The organism is Deltaproteobacteria bacterium (genome assembly GCA_016235345.1).
GTDB lineage: Bacteria > Desulfobacterota > Desulfobacteria > Desulfobacterales > Desulfatibacillaceae > JACRLG01.
On record JACRLG010000011.1, the window covers coordinates 18,845 to 38,863 of the forward strand.

The 20,019-nt window shown below is 53.3% G+C and carries 17 protein-coding genes; 9 read left to right on the plus strand and 8 right to left on the minus strand.

Features of this window, described 5'->3' with window-relative positions:
• Nucleotides 1-43: 43 nt before the first annotated feature.
• A complete protein-coding gene (locus tag HZB23_05425; protein ID MBI5844093.1) occupies nucleotides 44-2,830 on the plus strand; it encodes a cation-translocating P-type ATPase in 2,787 nt (928 codons plus the stop codon).
• Nucleotides 2,831-2,918: 88 nt separating this feature from the next.
• Here HZB23_05425 and HZB23_05430 read toward each other — a convergent pair whose 3' ends face one another.
• The 5 genes from HZB23_05430 to HZB23_05450 form a co-directional block, all read right to left on the minus strand.
• Entirely contained in the window at nucleotides 2,919-3,857 is a 939-nt protein-coding gene (locus HZB23_05430) for an FAD-dependent oxidoreductase (protein ID MBI5844094.1), read from the minus strand.
• A gap of 42 nt (nucleotides 3,858-3,899) precedes the next feature.
• Nucleotides 3,900-4,154 (minus strand): NAD(P)-binding protein, encoded by a 255-nt coding sequence (locus HZB23_05435; protein ID MBI5844095.1) that lies wholly within the window; start codon nucleotides 4,152-4,154, stop codon nucleotides 3,900-3,902.
• A gap of 97 nt (nucleotides 4,155-4,251) precedes the next feature.
• Complete coding sequence (locus tag HZB23_05440) at nucleotides 4,252-4,737, minus strand: tryptophan-rich sensory protein (GenBank protein MBI5844096.1); 486 nt, start codon at nucleotides 4,735-4,737, stop codon at nucleotides 4,252-4,254.
• 79 nt (nucleotides 4,738-4,816) lie between these two features.
• On the minus strand, nucleotides 4,817-5,644 hold the full coding sequence (locus tag HZB23_05445) for a pyridoxamine 5'-phosphate oxidase family protein (protein ID MBI5844097.1): 828 nt from the start codon (nucleotides 5,642-5,644) through the stop codon (nucleotides 4,817-4,819).
• Nucleotides 5,645-5,739: 95 nt separating this feature from the next.
• The gene (locus HZB23_05450; protein MBI5844098.1) at nucleotides 5,740-6,084 is read right to left on the minus strand and encodes a hypothetical protein; all 345 of its coding nucleotides are present in this window, start codon (nucleotides 6,082-6,084) and stop codon (nucleotides 5,740-5,742) included.
• A gap of 93 nt (nucleotides 6,085-6,177) precedes the next feature.
• On the opposite strand from HZB23_05450, the gene HZB23_05455 reads away from it, so the two are divergent.
• From HZB23_05455 to HZB23_05465, 3 genes are all read left to right on the plus strand, one after another.
• Entirely contained in the window at nucleotides 6,178-6,981 is an 804-nt protein-coding gene (locus HZB23_05455) for a helix-turn-helix transcriptional regulator (GenBank protein ID MBI5844099.1), read from the plus strand.
• 268 nt (nucleotides 6,982-7,249) lie between these two features.
• Complete coding sequence (locus tag HZB23_05460) at nucleotides 7,250-8,383, plus strand: hypothetical protein (GenBank protein ID MBI5844100.1); 1,134 nt, start codon at nucleotides 7,250-7,252, stop codon at nucleotides 8,381-8,383.
• Between the two features lie 213 nt (nucleotides 8,384-8,596).
• Entirely contained in the window at nucleotides 8,597-9,277 is a 681-nt protein-coding gene (locus HZB23_05465; GenBank protein ID MBI5844101.1) for a TetR/AcrR family transcriptional regulator, read from the plus strand.
• 214 nt (nucleotides 9,278-9,491) lie between these two features.
• Here the strand turns inward: HZB23_05465 and dctP are convergent, their stop codons facing one another.
• The 3 genes from dctP to HZB23_05480 all read right to left on the minus strand — a co-directional run bounded on the left by dctP (nucleotide 9,492) and on the right by HZB23_05480 (nucleotide 13,549).
• On the minus strand, nucleotides 9,492-10,865 hold the full coding sequence (dctP, locus tag HZB23_05470; protein MBI5844102.1) for a TRAP transporter substrate-binding protein DctP: 1,374 nt from the start codon (nucleotides 10,863-10,865) through the stop codon (nucleotides 9,492-9,494).
• A gap of 34 nt (nucleotides 10,866-10,899) precedes the next feature.
• On the minus strand, nucleotides 10,900-11,679 hold the full coding sequence (locus tag HZB23_05475) for an acetoacetate decarboxylase family protein (GenBank protein ID MBI5844103.1): 780 nt from the start codon (nucleotides 11,677-11,679) through the stop codon (nucleotides 10,900-10,902).
• A gap of 268 nt (nucleotides 11,680-11,947) precedes the next feature.
• Nucleotides 11,948-13,549 carry a sigma 54-interacting transcriptional regulator gene (locus tag HZB23_05480; protein ID MBI5844104.1) on the minus strand — a complete coding sequence of 534 codons (1,602 nt, stop codon included), beginning with the start codon at nucleotides 13,547-13,549 and terminating at the stop codon, nucleotides 11,948-11,950.
• A 336-nt stretch (nucleotides 13,550-13,885) separates the two neighbouring features.
• Between HZB23_05480 and HZB23_05485 the strand changes: the two genes are divergently transcribed.
• The 5 genes from HZB23_05485 to HZB23_05505 all read left to right on the plus strand — a co-directional run bounded on the left by HZB23_05485 (nucleotide 13,886) and on the right by HZB23_05505 (nucleotide 20,011).
• Complete coding sequence (locus HZB23_05485) at nucleotides 13,886-14,785, plus strand: alpha/beta fold hydrolase (protein ID MBI5844105.1); 900 nt, start codon at nucleotides 13,886-13,888, stop codon at nucleotides 14,783-14,785.
• 434 nt (nucleotides 14,786-15,219) lie between these two features.
• Nucleotides 15,220-16,728 (plus strand): acyl-CoA/acyl-ACP dehydrogenase, encoded by a 1,509-nt coding sequence (locus HZB23_05490; protein ID MBI5844106.1) that lies wholly within the window; start codon nucleotides 15,220-15,222, stop codon nucleotides 16,726-16,728.
• 12 nt (nucleotides 16,729-16,740) lie between these two features.
• Nucleotides 16,741-17,868: an acyl-CoA/acyl-ACP dehydrogenase gene (locus tag HZB23_05495; protein MBI5844107.1), complete on the plus strand. Its 1,128-nt coding sequence runs from the start codon at nucleotides 16,741-16,743 to the stop codon at nucleotides 17,866-17,868.
• 56 nt (nucleotides 17,869-17,924) lie between these two features.
• Nucleotides 17,925-18,755, plus strand: coding sequence for an SDR family oxidoreductase (locus HZB23_05500; protein MBI5844108.1), 831 nt, complete (start codon nucleotides 17,925-17,927; stop codon nucleotides 18,753-18,755).
• 5 nt (nucleotides 18,756-18,760) lie between these two features.
• Nucleotides 18,761-20,011 carry a thiolase family protein gene (locus tag HZB23_05505; GenBank protein MBI5844109.1) on the plus strand — a complete coding sequence of 417 codons (1,251 nt, stop codon included), beginning with the start codon at nucleotides 18,761-18,763 and terminating at the stop codon, nucleotides 20,009-20,011.
• The last annotated feature ends 8 nt before the right edge of the window (nucleotides 20,012-20,019 follow it).

A 20,019-nucleotide genomic window follows, 5' to 3' on the forward strand; every position in this document is an offset into this window, starting at 1 on the left:
CGGAAAAACTAAAACATCCAATCTGCAGGAAAGATAAGGATCAATGGGCACGAAAAACAGCCCTGCGCTGCCTGGCCCTGAAAGAATTGAACCATCCGTCTGGGCCGGTCTCAGTCCTGAAGAAGCAGCCGGAAGGCTTACGACCGCTATAGAGGAGGGTCTTGATCCCGAAGAGGCCCAAAAGAGGCTGGAACTGTACGGCCCGAACGTTTTGAAGGAGGTCGGAAAACGGTCGGTCCTGCGGATGTTCGCGGATCAGTTCGTGAGCGCTTTGGTTCTTGTCCTCCTCATCGCCGTTCTCGTTTCTCTTCTGGTGGGCAGCGTCAAGGACGCCATCGCGATACTCACGGTTTTGTTTCTTAACGGTATTTTGGGGTTCGCCCAGGATTTCAGAGCTGAAAAGGCCATCGCCGCGCTGCGGAAGCTTTCCACGCCAATGGTGCGCGTAAGGCGCGGAGGCGTTGTCACCGAAATGGCTTCATCCGGCCTCGTACCCGGAGATGTGGTCATGATCGAGGCCGGCAACATAGTACCGGCCGACGGCCGTATTGTGGAGTCCGCAGGACTCAAGATTTCCGAGGCGGTCCTTACCGGGGAATCGGAGCCCGCCGAAAAGGAGTCCGGCAGTCTTCCGGGGGAAGGCCCATTGTCTTTGGGTGATCTTAAAAATTTCTGCTTCATGGGCACCACGGTTACTTACGGAAGGGGCCGGTTCCTGGTGACCGTAACCGGAATGGACACCGAGCTCGGACTTATCGCGGGGCTGATTCAAAGCGTAGACCGCGTGAAATCCCCCTTGCAGAAGAAGCTCGACTCGCTGGGCCACGCCCTGGCCATTGCCGCCCTCATCGTTCTTTCCGCAGTTTTCGGTCTCGGCCTTCTGATCGGCGAAGACTGGAAACTGATGCTCATGACCTCAGTCAGCATGGCCGTGGCGGTCATACCCGAAGGCCTACCTGCGGTGGTAACCATCGCTCTCGCCCTGGGAGCGCAGAGGATGCTCAGGCGAAACATTCTTATCCGCAGGCTTCCGGCGGTCGAGACCCTGGGCTCCGTCACCGTTATCTGTTCGGACAAAACCGGAACCCTTACAGAAAACCGGATGACCGTTACAGTTCTTGATCTTGCGGGCCACAGGCTGGATTTGTCGGAGGAAATGAACCATTCCGGGCCTTCGACCATTGTTTTCGACAACCAGGCGGAAATACTGAAAAAAGAGCCTGCCCTATCCCTTCTGCTGATGGGTTCGGCCCTGTGCAATGACGCTGTTCTGCGCGCCTCCGGCAATTCACGGGAGCGTTTCCGGGCAATTGGAGACCCCACCGAAGGCGCACTGGTTATAGCAGCCGCCAGGTTCGGCCTCTTCAAGGACAGTCTTGACGCGGCCTATCCAAGGGTGGGCGAAATTCCTTTCGATTCGGACAGAAAGCTGATGACCACTGTTCATCGTGTCGAAGACTGCCGGGCGTGGATCGGGGAATGCGCCGAAATAGAAGCGGAAAAGCTTCTGGTCTTCACCAAGGGAGCTCCCGACGAGCTTCTCAAGGTTTGCGGCCGGGCCTTTCTCAGCGGAAAAGAAGCGCCGATGAACGATGAGTATCTTGAAAGAATCCGGTCCGCCAATGAGAACCTGGCCATGGGTGGAATGAGGGTTTTGGGCGCGGCTTTCAAGTCCACCGGAAAAGAGGCTTTAAATACCGCGCTTTCGCCGGATGATCTTGAAAACGATCTCGTTTTCATAGGCATGGTCGGCATGCTCGACCCGCCCAGAGCCGACGTCAAGACATCCGTTGCAACCTGCATTTCGGCTGGAATCAGGCCGGTGATGATAACGGGAGATCATCCTCTGACCGCCAGACGAATAGCCTCCGACCTTGGCATACTTATGGATGGCGGAGTTCTGACCGGGGCCGAAATGGAGGAGATTCCGCCTGAGCTTTTCAGCGAAAAGGTGGAGGAAGTTTCAGTTTTTGCGAGAGTTGCGCCCGAACGAAAACTGAAAATAGTTGAAGCGCTCCAGCAAAAGGGTCACGTGGTGGCGATGACGGGAGACGGAGTCAACGACGCTCCGGCCCTGCGGCGTGCAGACATTGGAGTCGCCATGGGAATAACCGGAACCGACGTTTCCAAGGAAGCGGCGTCCATGGTGCTGCTTGATGACAATTTTTCGAGCATCGTGTCGGCTGTTGAAGAAGGCCGGGCGATATTCGACAATATTCTGCGTTTTATCAAATTTTCCCTTGCCGGAAACGTCGGCAAGGTTCTGCTTGTCCTTCTCGCCCCGCTTTTCGGTCTTCCGGTTCCGCTGACGCCATTTCAGATTCTTTGGCTGAATCTTGTGACGGACGGCGTATTGGGACTGGGAATAGGAATGGAGCCCGCCGATCCCGGCGCCATGAAAAGGCCGCCAAGGAATCCATCAGAAGGAATCATGTCCGGCGGGACCGGTCTTTCGATCTTTCTCCTGGGTTCTCTCCTGGGCGCGGTCAATCTGGGCGTCGCCTTCTGGGCTTGTCAACAATCGGAAGCTCCGGCGACAATTATTATAATGACCACCGTGGTGATTCTCCAGATTGTGGAGGCCCATGTCCTTCGGTCAAACTCGCGGTCCGTTTTTTTTATGAATCCCCTTTCAAACAAGCCCCTTTTAGCTGCCACCCTCGTTGTCATTGTTTTGCAGGCCCTTGTGATAACCCTGCCTCCTATAGGAAGCATTTTTGAAACAGGCGTAATGTCCCCTGACCTGATGGCCGTGCCTTTGATTGCGGGTGGAGTGGTGCTGGTGATTCTGGAGGCGATGAAGTGGATATTTAACCGAAAGCGAAAATAATTAAAAATGTTGGATAGTTATACGTTTACTTGAACGGATAATCCGGAAAGACGAGGTATTCACGAAAAAGGCGAGAGCAGGCTGCTTCTCAGTGTATGATCCGGATATCGGCCAATTTTATGAGGTCGCCTGGGGATGAAAGCAATGGCAGAACTTTTCCGGCAAGGCCTGTTGACGCCCTTTTGGCAAGCCTAAAGGCCCTCCCGGCCTTCCAGCCGGGGTCGAATTTCAGCATGACCGCCTGGTAAACAGCCTCCTTTACAAATGAAAGCGCGGGACCTGAAACACAGAAGGATTTTGAAACAAGAAAAGTGGAAAGGTGCCCGAAGGTCACAAGGGTGGGTTTGGATGAAGGCTTAAAATCGAGTGGGGTTTTCCCTTTTGCGCAAAGGATGACGTTTTTAGCGGCTCTTTCGCCCATGTCAACTGCGTGATAAGCCTGCTTTCCCACAGGCTTTTCGGTCAAGGCCGAATCCCCCGCGACAAATATGTTGGAATATATGACATGTTGAAGACTGTCTTTTACACCGGCCCATTTTCCACGGCTCTCGGCAAGCCCCCATTTGAAAAGATCGTCACGGGGTTTTACTCCGCCTGTCCATATGACCATGTCCGCCGCAATTGATTCATCATCGGACAGAATCACCCTGTTTTCGTAAACAGCCTTCACCGACCTTTGCATGTGGAAAAGAACAGGCAGGTTTCGGCAAAGCCTCACCAACTCATCGTGAAGGCCGGGAGGCCCGAAACTCAAGGTTCTTGGCTGCCCGTCAACCAGATGGATCAGAAGGCCGTCGTGTTCGCCGAATTTCCGCAGCACCTCGCCCATGGATTCAACACCCTCTATGCCGCCTCCCACTATCACCAGGGAAAAACCTTTTCTTTTGGAAGCAAGGGCTTCGAGGGCCTTTCCTATGGAATGGCAGTCCCTCACGCTCTTGAAATCAAAGGCTATCTCCTCGGCACCCGGCACTCCAAAAAAATTTGAAACACCGCCTATGGCGCATATTGCGAAATCGTATGACAACCAGTCACCTTTTTGGGTTTTAAGCCTGTTTTTATTCGGCTCTCATTCCGATACTCTGTCTTCAAGGTGCCGGTGACCCATGTTCTCGACTATTTTCTTTCTTGAAAGCCTCAGTTGCCGGGGCTTTTTTACGGCACTCACCAACTCGTGGATGTTGGGAAGAAATTCGAAATAAGGCCAGGGGTCGATAACCGTAACATCGAAATCGGTAGTCAGAATCTTGGCCGCTGAAAGCCCGGCGAATCCGGCCCCCACTATCACAACCTTTTTCTTTGACTTTTTTCCGAATATTTTCATGCAGCAGACCTGTTATTGGGGGTAGGAATGACGGTTTGTATCTTTTGAAATTAACGGATTGCCAACGTGTTTCATTCTTTGCATTATGAACACCATGTCAGAAATTCAATTTTGCGATGGAAAAGTTGAGCCAGGCAGCAAACCCTGTCCATAACGCGTAAGGAACCATCATTACCGCAGCAGCAGGCGAAACTCTCCGGAAAGAAAAAATGCAGGCAAGTATGATGAAAAAGAGCGCGGCTATGTCCAAAAGGGCAAGCCAAGGAAGTCTGAGCTTAAAATACAGAAGAGTCCAAAAACCGTTCAGCAGCAGTTGAGCGGTATAAAGACTCATGGGAAGACGGCGGGAACCTGGTTTCCCGTTGATCCAGACCAGCCAGCCTGAAACGGCGATCAAAATGTAAAGGACAGTCCAGACAGGTCCGAAAAGCCAGCCCGGAGGAGCCCAGCCCGGCCTATTGACCTGCTGATACATGGGCTCAACGTTTGGGCCGGTGAAAAGGCCGCCAACCGCCGCCGTCAAAAAAACGGCGGCCAAGAATACGAGCAGGGCGTAAATATTCCTTCGGCTGTACCGGGTCATTGTTCGGATCTTCTCAATTATTATTCAAAAGGGCCGGAAAAATTTTATGCCGATCTTTCGCTTCGCAAAAAAAGGCTTTTCAGACATCATCCTCGTCAGCGCCGATAAGGGGCAGCACCCTTTCAACTTTAAAGCAAACAATTAAAACCTTTTTCATTGTCTTTCCTGGTTTTTCACGCCTTCTAAGACGCGCCGCAAGGTCCTGGTCGTCGGATTCCCCAACCATTGAAAGGGCCAGACGCTTTCCCGAATAACCGGGGCCGTCCTCCCGAAAAAGATAGTGGGCCTTTCCCGTTTCGCGCACATTTTTAAGGTTTAAGCGATCCTGCATCAGAAAGGCCAGTGATCCGTCATCCATAAAATGTGGCCTTCCATAGACGGCAGCGTTGACTTCACCGTCTTTTCCGGCGCTCGAGAGAACCCCGAACCCTTTTGTTTCCTCAAAATAGCGTGAAAGCTCTTCCATTTCGTATTCCTTATCGAAGAAAAAAGTGCGGGCGTTTTGGGGACCATCGAGAAACAAAGCCTTTTTGATTTCTATGTGAAGCAAAACAAGGCCGAAATCGTTCAGAAAGCCTGAAAGGTCGGGGTTAGCTTTACACAGAAGTTCCCTCGCGCCTTGTAATTCTTCCTTAGGAATGCGAATCGCCCGCCCGCTTAATGAAAGCGCCTTGACCGCCGACAAATCCCGGTCCTGGCTCTCCAGTCTTGTATCCACAAGAACGCTTACATTGGGGTTCAGTGATATGTTGCTGAATTTTTTGGTATTTGCTCCTGTCGCTACTATAAGAGACCTTCGTTTTTCGTCAAAAGCGCAGGCCATGAGGGAAGTGTGAGGAACGCCTCCGGATTCCGTGGCAAGCACGCAAATTCGAGTCCTGTTAAGTATTTCAAAAAATTCCTTCATACAGAGTCCTGTTCATTAAAACGTTCCGAAATAACGGAGCGGCAACCAGCAACCCTGTGTACCATATCTTTTGCCAGAATTCCCACAAGAAAACATCAGACGTTTGCCCTGTCTTTTCCCAGGAGCAGCACTTTCATGTCTCCGTTTGCCTTGAAACTGGCAAAAAGAAGGTAAGGGGCGAGAAACATGATGCCCCCGAAAAATCCGAGTACACCCAGCATGATTCCCCTGGCTGAAAAATTATTGCGCCACGCGACCCACAAGCCGGAAAGCGCAAGCAGGCACGTGAAGTCAAAATTGAACTGCCCGGCCCAGGTCATGGCCGCCATATCTCCAAAGAAAACGGGGAGGAGGTTCCAGCCGTGGCTGTAAATAACCGGCCCGGTGTAGCAGATAATGGCTACAATAAAGAAGCCCAAAAGAATCCTGAAAGCAGTCATTGTCTTTTCCTTTCCAATTGAGTTGACCTTGCTTTTCGGGAATGATAGCTGTTTGAGGTAATGATGTCCATTACCTTGGAGGTAAAATTCATGATCAATTTTGTCCAAAAGAAAAATAAACACGAATCTGCTGGAGACATGTTGCGCTTCTGGCGAAAGCTCAATAAAGTCAGTCAGATGGACTTAGCCTTGGATGCCGGGATTTCTTCGAAACATTTAAGTTTCGTGGAAACGGGAAGATCGCAGCCCAGCCGCAGCTTGATCTTGAAAATCTCCGACTGCCTGAAATTGCCCCTAAGACAGAGAAACGCCTTTTTAATGGCGGCGGGTTTTGCGTCGGAGTTTAAAGAGGAACCCTTCAACGGGGAAAAGATGGAAATTGTCAGGAGCGCGTTAACCAGGATGCTGGAAAAGCACGAGCCATACCCTGCCATGCTTATCAACGCAGCCTATGATATTTTGATGCACAATTCCGGCTACCAGAAAGTCATGAAAGCCCTCGCAGGCGAAGAAGTATTTTTGAAACACAAAAATGTGTATAAAATGGTGTTTGCCGAAAACGGTTTGCGAAATTATATCGATAACTGGCCGGTTGTTGAGAAATTCATGTTGAACCGCCTTCTTGGAGAAGCAGCCGCAACACAGAACCAGAAACTGTTTGATTTATATAATGATGTTACACAACTTCGTTCCAGCGATAGTACGGGTCTTGAAGAAATCGATCCTAACATGCCGGTAATAGTTATCAGGTTCAAGAAAGATTCCATAGCCGCCAGTTTCTTTACAACAATAACAACACTCGGCACGCCTCTTGATTTGACAACGCAGGAGCTTAGATTGGAGCTTCTTTTTCCTGCTGATGAGGAAACCAGGAGATTATTTTCCGGGCAAACTTGAGTATGGTTGCAGATCCATCCCAATAATAAAGCAACACTCCGTTGTCTGAGTAAAGGAAACCGATATGACCATAAGCATCAGAAACTCTTTGGCGCTTGGCGGAAATGCTCTGAAACACGCGGATCTGTTTTTTCGCCAAAGTTCCGCGCGGGACATAGGGCCGGAAAAACCTTGCGAAAAAAAGCCCGCCACCGAAAAACCTGCAGGGATTCCGCAAATTCCCCAAGGCCGAACCCTCTTGGTAATCGGCCAGGCGACGGAGCCAAACGTGACCCGGTCCATGAGCGATTACACAGCCGCAATGGGCCGCCCAGGCGGGTACTCCTTTTACCTCATCTTAAGCGGCGATGAGGCACGGACCAAACGGGAACTTGCCACCATGGGCGCGTTTCTAAGCCGCTACCCCGGAACGGCGCTGCTCCTGGCGGTTGGTTACGGCGCAAACCTTACGGGCAACATCAGGGAATCCCAACTGCTGCTTAAAGGCCGGTTCGACCTGGAACTGGATGCCCTTGCAGCCTGGCTAAAAAGCCTGGACAGGGCCGCGTTTGTCCGCCCCTTGTATGAGTTCGACCGTCTGGGGATGACCTACGGCGGGCCGGACCTGTTCAAAAGCGCCTACCGCTATTTCGTTGACAGGGTTCGCGGCAAAGGCGCGGACAATACCGCTTGGATATGGCACTCGGCAGGCCCGGTATGGCGGCTGGTGGATTCGGCGGCAAAGTATGCCATCACATCCGCGACACTTCGGAATCAGGCGCTTGCTGACTGGTACGTTAACCGTTATTTTAAAAATCCGGTGAAGGATCGGGTTCCAATCAGCCGGTTTTTTCCCGGAAGGGGATACGCCGATTACTTCGCCATATCCTATTGGGACGGTTCACCGGGCTTGGGGGACCTTACCCCGGCCGGACGCGAAGTGTACCGGGCTGAAACCAGGCGCTTGTTCAGCGAGGCCCAGGACCTGGGCCTTCCCCTGGCAATCGCGGAATCCAATCCCGCCTATATCGGCACGTTCAGCGGCCCAAAAAGCGAGGGGTGGCTCGAAACCTATTTCGACCTGATAGAAAAGTTCGATATCCGTCTTGCCGCATACATCGCAGCCGAGTTTTTCGAGGAGGGTGGCGTATGGGGAAGCCCGATATTCAACGGGTTCTGGCCCAGGGACTGCCGCATCCATGCATACCCGGCAATCAGGCGGCTGTTCGAACGCCGCGTGGCCTCTCCCCGATATATTCTTGAAGAGCGCGAATCCGTCAACGGCGCTTTGGGCTTCACTCCTTCGCCAGCGCCCTGGAAGGAGGACGCCCTTCCCCTGCCCGAACGTCCGCGCCTTCGCTGGCCCCATTGCAACCCGCCGGAATACCCGGGAATGGGGGGCTGGTGCCTGCCAAGGCTTTGAGTCCGGGCAGCTAAAACTCATCAAAGTCGCTGATATTTGCAGCCCTTCAAGAGCCGCCATTTTAAGTCGATCAATGTGCAGGGTGTTATTACTCGGGTCATGATTTAGTTCCATTTTTCGTGCCCTGCCTTTTTTGACGACGCTTGACCCTTAAAAAATAACAATGTTATGTTAACAGTATTATGATGAATATGCCTTTTACGGAGCCAAACAATGCCAAAAAAAAAGCGTACTCCTGAGCAGGTTGAAGCAGTGCGTTCTGATATTCTATCCCATGCTGTCGCGCTTTTTGTGGAAGAAGGTTTTACCGGCTTCAGCATGCGTAAGCTCGCCTCCCGGCTGGGAGTGGCGGTGGTGACCATTTACAGCTACTTCCGCAACAAGGACGATCTTTATCTCGCCATAGTTGTCCGGGGTCTTTCCATGCTCTCGGCGAGAATGAACGCCAAGGTGGCTTGCCATGATCTCTCGCCTCTGGACAGAGTACGGGCGCTAATCACCGCGTATGTTGATTTCGGGTTGGACGAGCCGCATATTTACAGTCTCTTGTTTACCCTGCCTGTGCCGAAGTATCATGATTATGTTGGCACTCCCCTTGAGAAGTCCGCCCTTCAAGCCCTCATTGAAGGCGTGAAGGTAGTCGACATTTTCAGAACTGCCGAAAGGGAATTGGTTAAAAACCTGCCGGCAGAGGCGGAGGACTTCGCGTTCATGCGGCTAACCTATTTCTGGATAATTCTGCACGGGTTCGTCTCCTCCTATAACAGTCGCGCCCTGCAATATATATATTCCGGAAAAATCTCCATTAAGGAGCAGGTGATCAATGAGGTGATGAGGGGTATCGAAAAGGATGTGGCTCTGGCCGATCGCATCGAGGGGCAGTCCGTCCGATGAATTTATGCTTTTGCCTTCATATTGTGCGCATGGACCGTCAACGATTTTATCGTACCCGGAAAGCCCGATGAGATGGTCTCATAATAAGCTTTATAAAATAAAGAGTTGGGCCTGTCCCTGTAGGACGTGGAAACAACCGACGGCTTCGCATAAAAGGCCTGATAATGAGTCATGCATCACGCCTTTTTGCGAGGCCGTCGGGAAAACGCCGGATTCACTGTTCCTGGATATCAAGCGAACGAAGGAGCCTTCGATCTATGGAGCCTGACTGGGCAAATCCCTTGTCGCTCTGGTATTTCATGACGGCTTCCTGGGTGATGGGCCCGAAAACGCCATCTACGGTTGAAGCATAGTATCCAAGGGCGGAAAGCTTTTCCTGCACGGCCCGGACCTGAATTTTCCTGCGTTCCCAGGCTGACAGCTTCTGAGCGTCCTCTGATTCTTTTGCGGATTCACTGGTGGCCGACTTCCTGGTATCCTGCTGTTTAGCGGGTCTGGCGGGCGTGTCTTGGGCTTGTGCCTTGCCCTTTGGGGCGGTCTCCTTGAACAGCGGTTTCTTTACGGGTTTGCCTGCGCGGTAATAATCAAGGTATCTCAAGACTTCTTCCAAAAGATGCTTCGGATAAATCTGACCGGCGCACTGATCCCAGACAGGCCTTGTTGCCTTTATAAAAGCAGCCTTGTTTTCCTGACTCAGTTCCGCGCGCTTTACCCCGTACTTTATCATGGCCTCCAGGGCCCGGGCATTTTCGTTCCGGCCAGCTTTCACGAAAGCGGCCTGAACAGCGTCACGACCGGAGTCCAGGTTCTCCTGGTATTCGTCCGGCAAGGCCTCGTAATTATTCCTGTTGATGACTATTATTGCCGGAGCATAGCGTATCTTCATCGGATTCACGTACTTGATGACCGTGAAGAGCTGGCTCCCGGCGTAATACATGGCCGGGCCGATTGCAGTATCTGTGAGGCCCGTCTTGAGGCTGGTGTAAGCCTCGGTGACGTTCGTCGGCACAGGCTGGGCGCCAAGGGCCTTTATGGTGGCTGTTTCAATGGGACCTCCCCAGTTGCCGAATTTCATCTTCCTGAAATCTTCCAGGCTCACCATCTGATAACGAGTGGAATAGCACTGGTCGAAGTCCTGGTCGATCCACAGAAGCATCTTGAATCCATGCTGGCCGAAATAGAAGTCAAAGGTTGAAAACATCATGGTTCGCAGGTAGTCCACCTCCTCATAGCCCTTTATCAGAAAAGGGAGTTCCAGCACGGACATTTCCGGGCAGGCCAGGTTTACCCCGGATTCGGTTATGCCCGCTCCCTGGAGCTGGCCTATCCGCATCTTCTTAAGGTACTCCGTGTCGTTTCCCATGACGCCGCCCCAGTAGAACTTGAACCTCAGGTTGTCGTCGGTGGCGTCCCGTATCCACGGGACGACCAGGGTCTGGAACTGCTGGGCCCATCCAACGTTCTTGGGGGCAAGGGAGGCCATTTTCCAGACAATGGGATTGCCTGCCGCCCCAGCCGAAACCGGTGAAAACAGAAGTATCCAGGCAGTGACTCCGAAAATGCTTTTTAAAAACAGCCGCCTTATCATTTTGTTTCTCCTTTCATCGGGTTGTCGTTGACCGTCAGGCATCCAGCAAATTCTTTGAATCGAAAAGCATGGCCCTGCTGTAAGGGCTGTACTGGTAAGCCAGGGGTGTTTTGCCCAACTCAAGGTCCATCAACGTTTCGCAAAGCTCATGGCCTTCGCCCACTTCCACGGCGGCGCTTTCAGGCATAATGGACTGGGCGAATTTTTTGGGATCCACGTAGAGATTGGCCATTAAAAGGCGGTCCTCGAACTTCGTATACAATATGGTACGGGTTATCCGGCCTTTCGAGGTTGAAAGCTTGCGTCCGCGCATTTTTACCAGGCTCCTGCCGTTTACGTTCACCTCGCAGCAAAGGTATCCCGCATCCTCAGTCCATTTGAACTCTGCCAGGAACTTGGGGTAACCTGACATCTCCACGCCTCCGCGCCGGGCGATTTCGGAATCCACCGGAAGTGAGAGTATGTAGGCCTGCGCCTCGTTGCGCAGTAGCTGGCCGACTGCGGTAATGAGAGGAAGGCCCTTTTTGGGTTGGCTTACCAGGGCCGCAAGGGAGAATTCGTTGTACGGGCCGATGTCCGATTCCCTGTACTGAAAGGCCGAGATGGCCACAAGGCACCGGCCGGGGTAAAGTTCCACGGGATGCAGGGTATCGAAAGGCAGGCGCGACCGTACCTTTCGGGTGGAAGCTGAAAAGATGGCGGTGAGCGAGGTATTGTCGAAATAGAAAATGGGAAGCCTGGCCTGATAATCTTCGATGACCTTTTGATGGATTCCGTCAAAAAATGTATCGCTTGTTAAAACCGGAGGCTTCATCATTACTCTCCTTGGGGTTCAAACCGGTGGGATGGGAAATAGTTCTCGACTTTGGTTGAATAGCAGACTTTTCCGGCTACCCTGCCGTGGAAGAGTCAATCATCCAGCCTGCTCCCCATGAAAAGCATGATATGTGCCAAGAGGGCTGAAATTAATAATATGATAATTATATTAGATAGTTGAGAATAAAAGCGCGGGGCCGGTCTTCCAGATGGCATTTCAAAATGAAAAATGGTTTCAAAATGAATTGGAAGATGGCGGGAGGGGACTATTTCTGAAGATAACGCCACAAGGTGGTGGTGCCTATTCCGAGTATGCGTGCCGCCTCGGTCTTGTTGCCACTGGTGTGCTCCAATACCATGTTGGCGTAGCGCAGCTCCAACTCCTCCAAGGAAGGCAGCTCGGACATTATGCTTTGAAGGGGAGACCCTGCACTCTGCGTTATGGAAGAGGGCAAATGGGCGGGGGATATCTTGGCCTCAGGGGACATCACCAAGGCATACTCCATTGTGTTTTCCAACTCCCGGATATTGCCCGGCCAGGAATGGTTTTCGAGACATCTGACCACCTCAGGCTCCAAACCGGGGTGGCTTGGTTTCATACGCGAAAGAAAATGGCGGGCGAGTATGAGTATATCCTCTTTCCTGCGCCTAAGGGGTTCGACGTTCAAAGGGAAAACCGAAAGGCGGTAAAACAGGTCCTCACGAAAATCACCCTTTTCGATCATCTGTTTCAAATCCCGGTTTGTGGCGGCAACGATACGGACATCAAGGGGCATGTTCTGCGAGCCCCCAACCGGACGGACCTCCTTTTCCTGCAGAACTCGAAGGAGCTTCGCCTGCAGGGCAAGGGGCATCTCTCCCACCTCATCCAGAAAAAACGTCCCCCCGTCGGCATCAAGGAGGAGGCCCTTCCGGTTGCTGTCCGCTCCGGTGAAGGCCCCCTTGGTGTAACCGAAGAGCTCGGTTTCCAAAAGATTTGAAGGAAGCGCGGCGCAGTTTATTGCAAAAAAGGGCTTCCGTTTGCGCCCGGAATGATCGTGGATAAACCTTGCCACAAGTTCCTTTCCCGTGCCGCTTTCTCCCTGTATCAGCACAGAAAGATCGGTCGCCGCGATTTTTTCAGCCAGCATCATGAGGTTAGCCATGGATTTGCCGCGATAGACTATCCCGGAAGACTGCTTCATTACTCTTGCCTGCTTCTTGAGGCGCGCTATTTCGGCCTCGCTTTTGGCAAGGTCCTCACGGGATTGCTTAAGCTCCGCCTCAAGCCGGGATATGTCGCCTTCCAGTGTTGAAAGCGTGAGGGAATCCCTGAATGCTTTCAGTTCCTCTCCGCCCTCCTCCGGGAAGTAGGCGGAAAACGTGCATTCCGGTGAGCCTGCCGCCTTGCAGGCTGTCTCCCGCACCAGGATTTCCCGTCCGAAAACCGCGCTGGCGTAGCCGCTTAAAAAACCGGAGAGCAGGTTGCATATCGGCTGTGGGCTTAAGCCGGTTTTCTTGTTGAGATAGTTAAGGGCCTCGAAAGAGTCGTGCCATATTCCCTCGAAGCGCATCCTGTTCTTTTCCTCCTCATACTCCCATCTGGTAATTTCCTGTTCGACAATTCCCGCCACGCGCATAACCACCTTGCAGGCATGAAACCATTCCAGACGCGAGTCGAAGTCATACATATCACCGATGACCGCAGCAGCGGTAAGGCCGTTTTCGTAGCCTACCCGTGCCAGTAGCCTTCCCATGCTGTCCAGCCCGAGATGATGGGTGAGATCATCGCCGAAACGCCTGAGCGATGAAATACCTGTGATAACTATCCTGTGCGACCCGAACAGGGGAAATCCCTTCTTGGGGTCGATCTTCAAAAGTTCAGTCATGGACAAGTCTTCAGCGCGCATTTTCGGACCCTTAAGGAAAACCGGCTTACAGGAAGGAATGTTCGGATGGATTTGTAAGTGTAACCTTCGGCTGTCCCATAAATCAAGAGACAAAGGAAAATCTCTGCCGGACCCTGCCTTTAAGGATGAAAAATTTACAGGGGAAAATTTTTCTTGACGAATAAAAAGAACAGTGTTATAAGAACATTATTCTTTTTAATTGCCGTCGCTTCAACCGGATGGAATCAGTCTCATGGCAGGCTGGGGGCAAGGCCTCAAGCCGACATTAGTCGTGTCAAAACAAGGAAAAAGGGGGGGCTGAAAATGAAAAAGGCAATGAAAAGCGTGCTGATTCTTTCGGGGCTGATTTTGATGTTAATGACGGCAATGCCGGGCGCCGCCCTTTGCGGAGGAAGCGGAAGCCTTAAGTGCGACACCCGCTACCCCGTGGTGCTGGCTCACGGAATGGGCGCCACCGCCGAGATGTTCGGATTCGTGGAGTACTGGTACGGCATACCTGAAGCCCTTAGAGATCAGGGCGCCGACGTTTATGCGGTCTCAGTTAACGCAATGGGCTCAACCGAAACCAAGGCCGCCCAGTTCAAGACCCAGCTGCTGCAGATTCTGGCGGTCACTGGAAAGGCCAAGGCCAATGTTATCGGTCATTCCCACGGAGGCATCTATCCACGGTACGCCATCACAAACATGGGTTTGGCCTCCAAGGTTGCGAGCCTGACCTCCATCGGCGCGCCCCACCGGGGCAGCACCGTGGTGGATGTAATGGTTTCCGGCCTGCCCGGCTCAATCTTCGCCTTGGGCTCCGATCTCACAAACTTCATGTATGCCTTCATCTGTGGCGACACCAACCCGGACTTTGCCACCAACGCAATCCAGCTGACCACGGGCTACATGAGGAACATCTTCAACCCCAATACCCCCAACGTGTCCGGCGTCTATTACCAGAGCTACAACGGCAAGGTGAAGGTGGCCTGCCCCTTTGCCCTGATACAGCCTTGCTGGCTCCTGCTTCTGGCCACCGAGGGCGAAAGCGACGGAGCCACCAGCACCTATAGCGCCAAGTGGGGCACATGGAAAGGAACAGTGAGCGGAGCCTGGTACTCTCCCGGTGTGGATCATCTGGGCGAAGTTGGCCAGCTTTTGGGAGCCACTCCCGGCTTTGACGCCCCTGGCTTCTACGTTGGAATGGTGGGTGATCTTAAGGCGGCGGGCTTCTAATTTAAGCTCTCCAGGAAGTTCGGAAGCTTTTGTAAAAATCTGCGGCGGTGGATGGGAGCGTATCGGATACGCGCCTTTCCATCGCCGTTTGTTTTTCAGCGATTGTCACAGGTCCGCCGCGCTGGTTTTGGGAAAGGCGTTCCGGAAATTGTTATGGATTTTTCGGGCATCTTCCAATTCATCCTTTGAAATCACTCTACGGCTGAAGAATTTTTCCCCCCCCGATTCACTCCCGAAATCCGCTGTCCTTTCGTTTTGAAAAACTATTTCAAATTGAAACGGAGTGAACGCTGCTCATTTTTCTTTCGGCATGATAAACATTTGAAATAAAATGAAATAATTTCATTGCGCCTTTTTGGCACGAACCGTGCTTCATAGTTTGCTGAGTCTGGCTGACAATTCGGCCTTATAAAAATCAAAAAGGAAACCGCCGCATGAGCCTTTCAATATCAAACCAAAGGTTAACAACCATGGAGGACTGGTTCGACGACAATTCCGCAAGCCTTAAGGCCATATCCTCCCAGCCCGGGGCAATGGCCGGAGAAATTATGGAGGTTGTGAACCTTGCGAGAAAGTTCAAGGAGGAATTCATAAGGCCCCAAGCCATCGAGATGGACAAGAGAATCCAGGAAGACCATTCTTACCTGCCGGAGGAATGGGTTGATGAGGCTTGCAGGCGGGGCTTTTTCACATTGTGCGTTCCCAAGATATTCGGGGGGCAGGGCTATTGCTTTCCCGCACTGTCCTATTTCATGGAGGAAATCGCCTCCGTGTGCCTGGGGATGGCCAATATCATAGGTGCGCACTACCTGGGTCTGGGCACCCTCATCTGCACCTGGAACCTCCCCCTGATCGCAAGGGTCTGCCGGGAGATCGTCGAAGGTGAACGCAGCGGCAAGGCCTGCATGGTAAGCCTTGCCATGACCGAGCCCACCTCCGGTTCGGACACCCCGGAGCCCGATCTTCTCGACAAGGGCCAGGTGGCCTGCCTGGCAAAAAAGGAAGATGGCGGTTACCGGGTTAACGGTTCCAAGATCTTCATATCGAACGGCCATTTTTCAACCTGGCACATGACAGTGGCCTTCGAGGACCTTGCGCGCCCTTCCGAAACTGCGGTGATCCTGGCGGTGCGCAATGGCGCCAAGGGCTTCCAGGTCGCCGGCAAGGAATCCAAGATGGGCCAGTTGGCCTGCCCCGCGAGCGAACTCGTTTTCAACGACTGTTTCATCCCAAACGAGCAGGTGGCGCTGTCTCCCGACATGACCAGAGGATATTCCAGGACCCACAGGGAAATATACCAACATTTATTCGACGACCTTTGCTCCATATCCAGGGCGGGCGTATGCGCCTTAAGCGCCGGGGCGGCCCGGGGCGCATACGAGAGCGCTCTTGCTTTCGCTGCTATGGCGAAAAAAAAGGGAGATTACCTCATAAACTCGGAATGGGTGCAGTGCCGGCTGGCGGAGATGTACAAGAACGCAGTCGTTGCGAGGCTTCTTTACATAGAAGCCAACTACGCAAACGGCAATCACGGCATTTACAAGGGCCTTCAGGCAAAGCCGGTCTATTACGCCTTAAGGTACCTTCCGAAATCATTCCTGTCCTGGGGTCTTGGCAAAGCGCTTGGATTGGAATGGCTTACCGGGCTCATCCGCAAAAGGCAGCTTTCAGGCTTCAACCCGGGCATGGTGCAGCGCACCGCAGGTTTAGGGGCTCTGGCCAAATTCGCCAGCTCGGACGCGGCCTGTGAAAACGCACAGCTGGCCATGGAGATGATGGGGGCAAAAGGGTTGAGGCACGAGCTGGGCACAGAAAAACGCCTCAGGGACATAAAGCTCCTTCAGATTTACGAGGGCACCAACCAGATATGCCGTATGGACCTTTTCAGAAACCTGATAGCCCGCCGCCTGCCACAGGCAAAGCTCTATGAGGAATGCGTCTAAAGGAGACCAATCATGCAAGCCGATAAGGTTGCCAAAGAATATCAAATGCTTGAAAAGTCGGTGCGGGAGTTTGCGGCCAAGATGCTCCGCCCCCGGCTGGAGGAAAACGACCGTTATCCGGTAAGCGACGATTTCGCAAAAGCAGTGGAAAAGGCGATGGAGCTTGAGTACTTTTCAGTGATGCTTCCGGAAGATATGAACGGCTTCGGCGGAAAGACACTTCCTCTGGGTATTGTGCTTTCGTGCATTTCGGAAACCGACGCCGCCATGGGCGCAATGATTCTCACAAACGCCGTGGCCCAGGAAATAATGCTTACAGCCGGAGAAACGGATATCGTAAGGGATATTTGCGGCAAGGCCGACTGGAGCCGCGAGCTTCTCATCGCGTTCCCCCTTTTGACGGATCCGGAGGAGGACGAAATCCTCCTTTCCGCAAAAAAAGAGGACGGAAAATACCGGCTGTCTGGAACGGCTGAGTACGTGGTGATGGGACCGATGGCCCGAAGGGCTCTTGTTCCCGCAAAGCTTGGAAACGAGCCGGGATACGGGTTTTTCCTGGTGGATTTGGACCTGCCGGAGTCAAGCTCCCAAGGAGCCATATCGAGCGCAGGTCTGCACGCCTGCCCGGCCTCCGATATCAAATTCATGGGCGCCCAGGCGCGTCTCATGGGGAGGATGGAGGACGGCCCCCGTTATTATGAGCAAACGTGCATTAAAATGCTCCCGGCCGCCGCCGCAGTGGCGGGCGGCCTTATGCAGGGCTCCATGAAGGAAGCCCTCTCGTACTGCAAAAAGCGCAGGCAGGGCGGCAGAAGGATCATTGACTGGTCGGAACTGCGCCTGATTCTCTCTGATATGCTCCTTGCGGCCAACACCGGCCGGATACTTCTCGACAACGCCTTCCGGGCGGTTGACGCCCATTCGGCCAAATGGGCCGAAGACGCTCTTACTGCATCCGTCTACGTCCTTGAAACAGCGTGCAGGCAGACATCCGACGGCATCCAGGCCCTTGGCGGCTACGGCTACACAAAGCATTCCTTTCAGGAGCGCCGTTTCCGGGACGCCCAGCATTTGAGGTCAATTTTCGGAAGCGCTGTCCCACGAAGGCTTGCATACGCAAAACTTGGTCTCAATTGCTGAAAATGAGGCCCAAAGCCATCCATTGAAGAATTTTTCCATAAATATGGAGAAGACATATGAAATCCCTGAAAGACAAGGTGGCCGTGGTGACGGGGGCCGCATCCGGCATAGGCCGCGAATTGTCGAAAGTCCTGGCCTCTGAGGGCTGCCATTTGGCCGTGGCGGATAAAAACGCCGAAGGTTTGCTGGAAACCGCTGGCATGCTGGAAAAAATCGGCGTCCGCACACTTTCGAGCCAGGTGGATGTCTCCAGCGCCGGGGATGTGGAGAAATTCGCGGCTCAGGTCATGGAACAGTTCGGACGTGTGGATATTATAATCAACAACGCTGGCATCGCCGTAGTGGCCCATATTGACCAAACGAACACTCCCGCATTCCAGAATGTCATGAACGTAAACTTCTGGGGCGTCTACAACGGGGTGACAGCCTTTCTTCCTTATCTGAAGAAACAGGGCTTTGGGCACATCGTCAACATATCCAGTGTGTTCGGACTGTGGGGCATACCCACCCAGGCCGCATACAACTGCAGCAAGTTCGCGGTGCGGGGGCTTTCGGAGTCCCTGGCCCAGGAGCTTTCGGGAACCGGCATAAAAGTCTCCTGCGTCTATCCGGGCGGAATCAGGACTAATATTGCAAAAAGCGCCGGGTTCAATCAGTCTTTCGGGCCGTTTAAGGACAAGGAAACCTTCCGGAAGCTTTTCGACGAGCACCTGGCCATTACCTCCCCGGAAAAGGCGGCCCTGTGCATAGTCAGGGGCATAAAGGCAAACCGCGCGAGGATACTCATCGGCCCGGACGCCTACCTTATGGATTATACCCAGAGGCTTTTCCCAAGGCTTTACCAGAACATCATCCCGGCGGCCATAAAACTGATGGGGAGGAAATGAAAGAAATGTCGCAAGACGTTTACATAATCGGAACGGCCATGACCAAGTTCGGCAAATACCTGGAAAAAGGGGTGAAGACCCTTGCCGGCGAAGCCCTTGACCTGGTTCTTAAGGATGCGGGTCTTTCGCGTGGCGATATCGAGGCCGCTTGGTTTTCAAACTCAGGATGGGGCTACCACTCATTCCAGCACGCCGTGCGGGGCCAGGTGGCGCTTTCCGCAGGCGGCCTGGAAGGCCTTCCCATCGTTAATGTGGAAAACGCCTGCGCAAGCGGATCCACCGCCCTTCACTCCGCCTGGGCGGCTGTAAAAGCCGGAATATACGACTGTGTTTTGGCCCTGGGGGCTGAAAAGATGTACGACGCCGACAAGGCCAAAACCATGATGATGTTCATGTCAGGCTCGGATGTGGAGGAGCTTTCGGTCTTCATGGAAAAATTCCGGGAGGCTGAGCAGAAACGAAAAGAAAAAGAGGCCCGCGAAAAGGGCCTGGAACCGCCGAAACCCGGCGGCGGCGGGCACTCGGCCTTCGTGGATCTATATTCCATAGGCGCCCGCATGCACATGGAAAAATACGGAACCACCCAGCGCCAATACGCAGTCATCGCGGCCAAGGCGCACATGAACTCCGTCATGAATCCCTACGCCCAATACACCTTTCCCATGACCGTGGAGGAAGTTCTGGCAGACCGGGAGGTCAGCTTTCCCCTGACCCGCGCCATGTGTGCACCCGTGGGGGATGGGGCTGCTGCGGTGATTTTGTGCGGCGAAAACTTTCTTAAGCGCCGGGGAACCCGAAGAAGCCTGCGTATCCGCGCCTCGGTTTTAAAGTCGGGAACCCGCACCGGCGACAACGATATATGCGCCCGTGCTTCCCGGGCTGCATACGAGATGGCCGGGTTGGGGCCGGAAGACATACACGTGGTGGAAGTCCATGACGCCACGGCCTTCGGGGAGCTTCACCAGTGCGAGCAGATGGGCTTCTGCCCTGTGGGGGAAGGCGGCCCCTTTGCCGAAAGCGGAGCAACAGCCATCGGGGGGAAGATTCCCATCAATCCCGGAGGCGGGCTCATCGCCCGTGGCCATCCAGTGGGAGCTTCCGGGCTTGCCCAGGTCTTCGAGCTTGCCGCGCACTTAAACGGCGAGGCGGGGAAAAGGCAGGTAACAGGCGCACGCATGGCGCTTGCGGAAAACGGCGGCGGATTCCTTGGCACGGGCGAGGCTGCCATGGCGGTCCACATACTGGAAAAGGTTTAGGGGGCTGA